The 8,498-nt window shown below is 69.3% G+C and carries 9 protein-coding genes and 1 pseudogene; 9 read left to right on the top strand and 1 reads right to left on the bottom strand.

The genetic code is table 11. The features are described 5' to 3' along the window. From IE95_RS21175 to IE95_RS0118110, 4 genes and pseudogenes are all read left to right on the top strand, one after another. Window positions 1-112 (top strand): annotated as a pseudogene (locus tag IE95_RS21175) (thioredoxin-disulfide reductase); the annotation flags it as partial. Next, window positions 109-1,233: an ACR3 family arsenite efflux transporter gene (gene arsB / locus IE95_RS0118120; RefSeq protein ID WP_030153571.1), complete on the top strand. Its 1,125-nt coding sequence runs from the start codon at window positions 109-111 to the stop codon at window positions 1,231-1,233. The pseudogene IE95_RS21175 and the gene arsB, both read left to right, overlap by 4 nt. Next, on the top strand, window positions 1,230-2,240 hold the full coding sequence (locus IE95_RS0118115; RefSeq protein WP_036572690.1) for a metalloregulator ArsR/SmtB family transcription factor: 1,011 nt from the start codon (window positions 1,230-1,232) through the stop codon (window positions 2,238-2,240). The genes arsB and IE95_RS0118115 overlap by 4 nt, the downstream gene beginning before the upstream one ends. A 25-nt stretch (window positions 2,241-2,265) precedes the next feature. Next, window positions 2,266-2,712: an arsenate reductase ArsC gene (locus tag IE95_RS0118110; protein WP_030153566.1), complete on the top strand. Its 447-nt coding sequence runs from the start codon at window positions 2,266-2,268 to the stop codon at window positions 2,710-2,712. A gap of 100 nt (window positions 2,713-2,812) precedes the next feature. Here IE95_RS0118110 and IE95_RS0118105 read toward each other — a convergent pair whose 3' ends face one another. Beyond that, the gene (locus IE95_RS0118105; RefSeq protein ID WP_030153564.1) at window positions 2,813-4,237 is read right to left on the bottom strand and encodes an FAD-dependent oxidoreductase; all 1,425 of its coding nucleotides are present in this window, start codon (window positions 4,235-4,237) and stop codon (window positions 2,813-2,815) included. A gap of 75 nt (window positions 4,238-4,312) precedes the next feature. On the opposite strand from IE95_RS0118105, the gene IE95_RS0118100 reads away from it, so the two are divergent. From IE95_RS0118100 to IE95_RS20595, 5 genes are all read left to right on the top strand, one after another. Then, window positions 4,313-4,690, top strand: a complete 378-nt coding sequence (locus IE95_RS0118100; RefSeq protein ID WP_129429666.1) for an ArsR/SmtB family transcription factor — start codon at window positions 4,313-4,315, stop codon at window positions 4,688-4,690. A 218-nt stretch (window positions 4,691-4,908) separates the two neighbouring features. Beyond that, window positions 4,909-5,268: a hypothetical protein gene (locus tag IE95_RS0118095; RefSeq protein WP_129429664.1), complete on the top strand. Its 360-nt coding sequence runs from the start codon at window positions 4,909-4,911 to the stop codon at window positions 5,266-5,268. Window positions 5,269-5,911: 643 nt separating this feature from the next. Next, window positions 5,912-6,322 carry a hypothetical protein gene (locus IE95_RS0118090; protein ID WP_030153554.1) on the top strand — a complete coding sequence of 137 codons (411 nt, stop codon included), beginning with the start codon at window positions 5,912-5,914 and terminating at the stop codon, window positions 6,320-6,322. Further along, complete coding sequence (locus tag IE95_RS0118085) at window positions 6,319-6,747, top strand: hypothetical protein (RefSeq protein ID WP_030153552.1); 429 nt, start codon at window positions 6,319-6,321, stop codon at window positions 6,745-6,747. Before IE95_RS0118090 ends, IE95_RS0118085 begins: the two co-directional genes overlap by 4 nt. Before the next feature lie 121 nt (window positions 6,748-6,868). Beyond that, entirely contained in the window at window positions 6,869-7,051 is a 183-nt protein-coding gene (locus IE95_RS20595; protein ID WP_129429665.1) for a hypothetical protein, read from the top strand. Window positions 7,052-8,498 lie beyond the last annotated feature (1,447 nt).

Here is an 8,498-nt window from a genome sequence, read left to right as displayed (position 1 = left end):
CCACACCTACCGCCAGGCCATCACCGCGGCCGGCTCCGGCTGCTCCGCAGCCCTCGACGCCCAGCGCTACCTCACCGAGCTCGCCGACACGATCGAGGAGGTCCTGGCATGAGCCGCACCGTGGCCCCGGCCACCACCGCGAGCGTCCAGGGCGCCGGACGCCTGTCGACGCTCGACCGGTGGCTGCCGGTGTGGATCGGTCTCGCGATGGTCGCCGGCCTGCTGCTGGGCCGGTTCGTCCCGGCCCTGTCGGACGTGCTGGCCTCGATGGAGGTCGGGGGGATCTCGGTGCCGATCGCGGTCGGCCTGCTCGTGATGATGTACCCGGTCCTGGCCAAGGTCCGCTACGACAAGGTCGCCTCGGTCACCGGGGACAAGAAGCTCCTGGTCTCGTCCCTGGTCCTGAACTGGCTCGTGGGCCCCGCGCTGATGTTCGCCCTGGCGTGGATCTTCCTGCCGGACCTTCCCGAGTTCCGCACCGGCCTGATCATCGTGGGCTTGGCCCGGTGCATCGCGATGGTCGTCATCTGGAACGACCTGGCCTGCGGGGACCGGGAGGCCGCGGCGGTCCTGATCGCGATCAACTCCGTCTTCCAGGTCCTCGCGTTCTCGCTGCTGGGCTACTTCTACCTCACGATCCTGCCCGGTTGGCTGGGCCTGGGCACCGCCGGGCTCGACATCTCCATGGGGCAGATCGCGCTCAATGTCCTGGTGTTCCTCGGGATCCCGCTCGTGGCCGGGTTCGCCTCGCGTCTGATCGGTGAGCGCACCAAGGGCCGGGCCTGGTACGAGGACACGTTCCTGCCCGTGATCGGGCCCTGGGCCCTGTACGGGCTGCTGTTCACGATCGTGCTGCTCTTCGCCCTGCAGGGCGAGGCCGTGACCTCCAACCCGCTCGACGTCGCCCGCATCGCGGTGCCGCTGCTGGTGTACTTCGCCGTGATGTGGGGCGTGGGCATCGTCACCGGCAAGGTCCTGCACCTGGGGTACGCGAAGTCCACGACCCTGGCCTTCACCGCGGCCGGGAACAACTTCGAGCTCGCGATCGCGGTGGCCATCGCGACGTTCGGAGCCGCCTCCGGCCAGGCCCTGGCCGGTGTCGTCGGTCCGCTGATCGAGGTCCCGGTCCTGGTGGGCCTGGTCTACGTCTCCTTGTGGATCGCCCGCCGCTGGTTCGCCGTCGACCCCTACGCTGCCGCCCCGGCGGCCGAACCCGAGAAAGTGACGTCATGACCACCACTCCCCTGCCCCTGACGGTGCGTGACCCGGACTGCGGGCCACAGATCGAGTCGCACGCCATCGGCGCCGACATCGCCGCCGTCGTCGCGGCCGCTCTCAAGGCCCTGGCCGAGCCGCTGCGACTGCGGATGCTGTCCTTCATCGCCACCGCCCCGGCGGGCGAGGCCTGCGTGTGCGACCTGGCGGCTCTGACCGACGTGTCCCAGCCGACCGTCTCGCACCACCTCAGGGTGCTGCGTGACGTCGGGGTCGTGGCCTCAGAGCGCCGCGGCACGTGGGTCTGGTACCGCATCACCCCCGGGTACAAGGCGGCCGTGACCACCCTGCTGGACTCCTTCGCCCCGGCCGCGCTCGAGGCATCGGTGACCCAGGAGGTGCTGCGCGGGCTCGACGACGTCGACCCGGCCCTGGACCACCTGGCCACCGAGCTCGCGACCACGTTCCCCGGCGTGCGTTTCGAGGTCGTCCAGCGGGTCGTGCGCGACTCCTACACGGACCTGGCACGCTCGGCGAAGATCTCCGCGCACCTGGTCCCCCTCACCGGCCGGTTCGCCCGCCAGCGCCTGGCGGACATCACCCGCGACCACGCAGGCCGACCACAGGTGCTGTTCGTGTGCGTCGCGAACGCCGGCCGCTCCCAGCTCGCCGCGGCCCTCGTGCGCCACTACGCGGGCGACCGCGTCACGGTCCGCTCGGCCGGCTCGACCCCCGCCGCCGAGATCCACGCCGGGGTCCGCGAAGCCCTCGTCGCCCTGGGCACCGCCCAGGACGCGTTCCCCAAGCCGCTGACCGACGACGCGGTACGCGCGGCCGACGTCGTGATCACCATGGGCTGCGGCGACGTGTGCCCGGTCCTGCCCGGCAAGCGCTACGAGGACTGGCTCGTCGGAGACCCCGCCCTGGCCTCTCCCGCCGGGGTCGCCGCGATCCGCGACGAGCTCGACACCCGGGTCCGCGACCTGCTCACCGACCTCCTGCCCGACCTCACCCTGCCCGCCTGACCTCACCACCCTCCTGGAGAACCTCATGACCACCCAGAACACCCCCACCGACAAGCCGTCCGCCCTGTTCGTCTGCGTCCACAACGCCGGCCGCTCCCAGATGGCCGCCGGGTTCCTGCGCGCCCTGTCCGGCGGGGCCGTGGAGGTCCGCTCGGCCGGGTCCATGCCCGCCGACCAGATCAACCCCGTCGCCGTCGAAGCCATGCTCGAGGCCGGGATCGACATCCGTACCGAGACCCCCAAGGTCCTGACCACCGAAGCCGTCCAGGCCTCCGACGTCGTGATCACCATGGGCTGCGGCGACGTGTGCCCCATCTTCCCTGGCAAGCGCTACGAGGACTGGAAGCTCGAGGACCCCGCCGGTCAGGGCATCGAGTCCGTGCGCCCGATCCGCGACGAGATCCGCACCCGCATCCTGACCCTGCTCTCCGAGCTCGGCGTCGAGCCCGTCGAGATCCCCGCCACCGCCTGACCCCAGGCTCACCGAAGGGCCGGACGCGTCTGCGTCCGGCCCTTCGCGCAAGCGCCACCTCCGCTCGGGCGGCACCTGCGCCCTGCCCGCAGTCGCAGGCTTAACCGCAGGTGCTCGACGGCGCCGGCTCGTCCCCGGAGCGCCCGTGCACCACCCCGGTCGCGAACCCGGCCGGCGCCCCGACCCCGAGGGTGACCAGCTGCGACTCGGCGGGCGCGGCGCCGCAGCACGACCCACTCGCTTCCCCCTCGGCCTCCAGGGCCAGGTCGGTCGAGCACACACCCGTGGCCGGCAGGTTCAGCTGGACCAGGTCCGCCGCGGCCCGGTCGCCCGCCAGGGCGGCGGCGATCGAGCGGACCTGCTCGTACCCGGTGGCAAGCAGGAACGTCGGGGCCCGCCCGTAGGACTTCATCCCCGCGAGGTAGAACCCGTCGTCGGGGTGCTGGAGCAGCTTCTCTCCGTGCGGGGGCACCGTGCCGCACGAGTGGAAGTTCGGGTCGATGAGCTCGGCCAACCGGCGCGGGGACTCGACCACCGGGTCCAGGTCCAGGCGCACCTCGCGCAGCATGTCCAGGTCCGGGCGGAACCCGGTCGCGTTCACGATCGCGTTGACCTGCAGGTCCAGCGCGTCGTCGCGCGAACGGCCCAGGACCCGCACCGTGTCCTGGCCGGGGACGAGCTGCTCGATCGAGATCCACCTCACCAACGTCAACAGGCCCGCCTCGACGGCGTCCTGCAGGCGGGTGCCCAGCAGCCCGCGCGCGGGCAGCTCGTCGTCGGCCCCGCCGCCGAACAGGCGCCGCGCAGAACCGCCCCGGATCGCCCAGGTCACCGTGGTGCCCGGTGCGGACTCTCCGAGCTCTACCAGGGACAGCAGCGTGTTCGCTGCCGAGTGCCCCATCCCGACGACGAGCGTGTGCTTGCCGGCGAACCGCTCGCGGGCCGTTCCCAGGACGTCGGGCAACGGGCCCGTGACGAAGGCCTGCGCCTGCGCCTCACCGAGAGCGGGCAGACCGCTGGTGCCCAGCGGGTTGGACGTCGTGAACGTTCCGGACGCGTCGATCACCGCACGGGCCAGCACGTCCTCGACCTGCCCGTCCGCCCTCACGGTCCGCACCCGGTACGCGCGCCGCTCCCGGCCCAACGACCGGGTCTTGTCGGCCCCGTCTCGCGCCACCGCCAGCACCCGCGTCCTGGTCCGCAACCGGGACGCGATCTGCTCGGTCGCGGCCAGCGGCGCCAGGTACTGGTCCACGAGCTCGCCGCCCGTGGGCAGCTGGTCCAGGTCAGGGGCCCTCCATCCGGTGGGCTCGAGCAGGCGACATGCGGCCTCGTCGATGTCGTAGCGCCACGGCGAGAACAACCGCACGTGCCCCCACGACGCCACTGCCGCTCCCGGTCCGCCGCCCGCCTCGAGCACGACCGGCTCCAGACCCCGCTCCAGCAGGTGGGCAGCCGCGGCCAGCCCCACCGGTCCCCCACCGATCACCACGACCGGGAGATCCGCACGCACGACCTCGCTCATCACCACTCCTCGCATCGACAACCATCAATGAACGCCACATCGACAACGTATCCATAAGCATCGATGCGTGGCAAGATGGAGTCCATGACCACGACGACGGACCTGCCCCTCGCACCAGCCGGCACGACCGGCGCCGCTTGCTGCGCACCGCTGGTCCGCCAGGCAGCCGACCCCCAGACCGCGCGTGACCTCGCGCGCACCTTCAAGGCCCTGGCCGACCCCGCCCGGGTCCAGCTGCTCTCGATCGTCGCCTCCCACGACGGCGGCGAGGCCTGCGTGTGCGACCTCACCGAGCCCGTCGGCCTCTCCCAGCCGACCGTCAGCCACCACCTGAAGATCCTCGTGGACGCCGGCCTCCTCACCCGGGAGCAGCGCGGACGCTGGGCCTACTACTCGCTCGTCCACGGCGCCCTCACCGCGCTCGCCGAGGCGCTGACCGAGACGACCCGCTGACGCCGTCTGGCCTCGCTACCCCAGGTGCGGAAGCCCCCGTCGCGACCGTGGACACCCGGGTCCACGCCTTCCAGTCGATGCCGTTCGCACGCGGTGCGACTGTGCACCACGGCACGTCTCCCCGGACGGGCAGGACGAGACGTGAACCCGCGGAACGAGATGCGAGCACCGCATGGCAGACTCCCGTCATGCCATCCCGCTCTCCACGGAACGAAAAGTTGGCCAAGAAGGTCATGCGCAGGCTGATCAGGTCGTTGCGAGGTCGCGAGCACGACGGGCTGAAGGTCGTCGCCCTCCTCCACTACGGGGCCGTCGACATCGATCCACGCCACCTGGTGGTCTGGATGCTGCTGGACGGCAGACCGGACGATCAGATCCCGGCATGGCTGAGGGTGTCGCCGTTGCTGATCGAGTCGCTGCGGCCGACGGACATCGACTACTCGTGGCTGCTCGACCTGCGATCCGAGGTGCAGGAGGCGTTCCGGAAGGCCCGTTGGGTAGATCCTGACAACGTCACCGTCATGGTGGACAGCGCGCATCGGGTGGAGAGATCCGGCTTCAACTACTTCCGCGGATGAGGAGGCCCGTGCGGCACGGCCACCCGATACCTCGTCATACGACGAGAGGCCCGGAATCTCAACGATTCCGAGCCTCTCGCTTCTGTCGGGCTGACAGGATTTGAACCTGCGACCCCTTGTATGGCCCTCGAACGTTCCTGATCCGCGGAATCGGTGGGCTTTCCTCCTGTGACCTGCGTCTTTGCTCTCCGGTCCCGTGCCACCCCGTGCCGCTCTGTGTCGGCGCGTGCTGAGTATTGGGACACCTTTGAGGACAGGTTACAGGACACCCCTGACATCCAGGAAATAGAAGCTCAATTGCCGGTTGGCTGACGGTGCCACTTTGCTGTCATTTATCGCATTCAAGTGGTCCACGCGAAATGACCTCGTCGTGCATTACTGAGTTTTGCGTCTGGGTATTCCACGGGCTGCTGACATGGCCGAGCCCAGACCTGGGGACGGGTCCGGGCGCCCCGGTCGCGACGACGCACTTCTTGGCGTCGTTCCATATCTTGTCGGCGAGACCTCTGTTGAGGACGTCGTTGCGGGTGTCGCAAAAATTGGCGTCGACATCCTTCCATGCCGCCCCGGACCAAGGAGGCTTGACGTACGGAACGCACGAGACGTACAGTCTGTACGTCGACACCGAATCTAGGAGGTCTCCATGTCCACCGCGATGTTCGAGAGTGCTACCGAGGCTCGGGCGAATTTCAAGGACGTTCTCGACCGTGCCGAGGCAGGTGTCTCGGTGCCAGTTCGGCGCGGCTCGCGCGTCTCCGCGATGGTCGACGCGGTGCGCCTGCGACACTCCCTCATGGCGCTGCTGCGGCCCGACACCCAGGTGCTCAGCGAGAACGGTGAGTGGAGCGCCTACATCCCCTCGATCCCGTCGATCTCGGCCACAGGGGACACTCTCGACGAGGTGGTAGAGGACCTGGTGTCCGCAGCTCGGGAGTACGCCGTCGACTGGAACGACCACCTCCGTCACGCACCGAACCACGCCGACAACTGGGGGTTCGTCCAGGTCGTGCTGCTGTCCGACGACGAACAGCTGAGCGCCTGGCTCGCCCGGTGAGCCACGTCAAGCCCGTCACGCGAGCCGCACACCAGAGCTTCTGCGACACCGAGGGCTGGTCGCTCGTCCAGGACGCGCGAGGGCGCGACGTGTCGCACCACGTGACCTACGAGCTGGGGCACCCGGACGGACGGACGCTGCGGACACGCATCTCCCGCCCCGTCCGGCCGGTGCCATACGGGCCGGACCTGGCGTCGTTCATCCTGCGGGCACAGCTAGAGGTGACTCCCGGCGAGTTCTGGGCGTGCGCCGACGACGGTGTCATACCGGTCCGCGTCGCCGTCGTCCCCGAGGTAGACACGGTCCCCCTCGGACTGCTCCGCGTGCTGCGCGACGAGATGCACCTGAGCGAGGACGAGCTCATGGCACTCAGCAAGGAAGAGGCGATCCGCCTGGTCAACGAGCACTGGAGCAACCCCCGCTGACTGGTCGGGCCTGCCCACGGAGTGCTGAAGGACGCGCCGACGATCTGACCTGCGCCTGGCCCGTTCTCCGCGCCCGACCCACTAGAAAGTCAGCAAGGGCCTGACGGCAAGGAGCCGGACCATGCCGACGTACTTCAAGGCGGTCCGTGAGGACGGGACATCGTTCCACGAGTCCGAGTCCGAGTTCGTGTGGGTCGACCCTGCCCGGCCGGTCGAGGCCCGGGAGGTGACCCACGCGGTCACCTCTCCATGCAGCAGACCCGGGGTTGAGCTGAGAACTCTGTTCCATCCTTGGGCAACCTGATTTCGAGCCGACTACCTGCTCGCTCCACAGCACCGATCCACCCCAGAAGCGAGGGGGTACCCACATGCCGTGGCCGCCGTAGCGGATCCCGGATCTCGAGACGGGTCATGACCCGAGACCTGCCCTGCCGCCTTCCCCGGAGCGGCCATGGATCAGTGCCTCGCGCCAGCCTTTCGGTGGAGGCCATGGCACCCCCCACCCTGCGAGCGTCGCTCGCGTCCATCCCCCAGCAGGTGTTCTGGCGGCATCGATCTCCGCGGCCGTCGTCACTGGGCTGGCCGCATCGTTTGTCATGACGAGGAGCCTAGAGCTTTTCGGCCGGCCGGAACCTGCGCCAGCCTGGGCGGCTGGTCGACGCGGGATGGTGCGGTAGACGTCATCGGCCCAGAGCCACGCGTACAGTGCGCGAGCCCCGTCAGGGTCTCCGATAGGGGCGATCGAGACCATGACGTGCTCGCGGGTCCAGCGCACGGCCCGTGCCGGTACGAGCTCTTCGTGAGTAGGCCACAGCGTCGCACGATGACAGAGACGCTCCCCTGGGGTCGCAGCGGCACAAGTTCGGGGGTGATGGCGTTGACCGGTGTCGTCGACGAACTGCCCGGGCCGATCTCCGAGCTCCTGCCCGGCGGGGCACTCCCAGCCGGGGCGGCGAGCGTCATCACCGGTTCGACGAGCCTCCTCCTCACCGCGCTCGCGACTTCCCAGCGCTCCGACCAGATGGACGGCAGCTGGAGTCCCGGCGCGGTTCACGGCGGTCCTGCCGACACCTGCTTCGCCTCTGGTGCCGGCGATCATCGGGGAGGTCCGGCGGACTTCCCCGCGGAGCCTGCGCCTGGTGGGTTAGCCCCGTGACTGCCCGGACGCGCTCAGGGTGATGAATCTTGGCGCGTCCCAGTAGGACTGCCGCCCCGGCAGAATCTTGCGGATGACAACAACACTGCCCGATCCGCTGGACTCCTAGAACTGCCCAACGCATGGCTACCTGGACCACGCCGCTATTGGCGAGAGTGCTTCGCCGATCGGCCAGAGGATGCGCTGGACTTCCTCCTTGCCGGGTCGAAGGCGGAGATCCACAAGTACAACGACCACATCCCAGGCGGCTACCAGGGCGACCTGGACCAATGGCGGATCGGCACCGGTCACGTCGATCTGAGCGCGGACGAGGTCCGGTCCTGGGTCACGGCTTCCCTCGGTCGAGTCGAGGCCAAACTTTCGGAGAGGTTCACGGCGGTGTGCAAGGTCGCAGAGGAACTCACGAGTGGAGCGGTCGCTGACGAGAACGGTACCTGCAGCTTCGCGGGGGCGACGCTGACGTTCGCGAAAGTCAGCGAGTTGTTGGAGGCCTAGATGTACTGACTCGTTGCGTTGTTGACTCGGTCGATGGGTCGTAGGCCGCCGATGCCGAGGTGGGGTCGTTCTAGGTTGTAGTGCTGGAGCCAGGTAGGCA

This window comes from Oerskovia turbata, assembly GCF_000718325.1.
In the GTDB taxonomy this organism is placed as follows: Bacteria; Actinomycetota; Actinomycetes; order Actinomycetales; family Cellulomonadaceae; genus Oerskovia; species Oerskovia turbata.
This window is presented reverse-complemented; position numbering and strand designations above follow the sequence as displayed.

Excerpts from the sequence above, each read along its gene's own strand:
- arsB (WP_030153571.1), top strand. The coding sequence starts at position 109 with ATGAGCCGCACCGTGGCCCCGGCCACCACCGCGAGCGTCCAGGGCGCC.
- IE95_RS20595 (WP_129429665.1), top strand. The coding sequence starts at position 6,869 with ATGCCGACGTACTTCAAGGCGGTCCGTGAGGACGGGACATCGTTCCAC.
- IE95_RS0118110 (WP_030153566.1), top strand. The coding sequence starts at position 2,266 with ATGACCACCCAGAACACCCCCACCGACAAGCCGTCCGCCCTGTTCGTC.
- IE95_RS0118100 (WP_129429666.1), top strand. The coding sequence starts at position 4,313 with ATGGAGTCCATGACCACGACGACGGACCTGCCCCTCGCACCAGCCGGC.
- IE95_RS0118090 (WP_030153554.1), top strand. The coding sequence starts at position 5,912 with ATGTCCACCGCGATGTTCGAGAGTGCTACCGAGGCTCGGGCGAATTTC.
- IE95_RS0118115 (WP_036572690.1), top strand. The coding sequence starts at position 1,230 with ATGACCACCACTCCCCTGCCCCTGACGGTGCGTGACCCGGACTGCGGG.
- IE95_RS0118105 (WP_030153564.1), bottom strand. The coding sequence starts at position 4,237 with ATGAGCGAGGTCGTGCGTGCGGATCTCCCGGTCGTGGTGATCGGTGGG.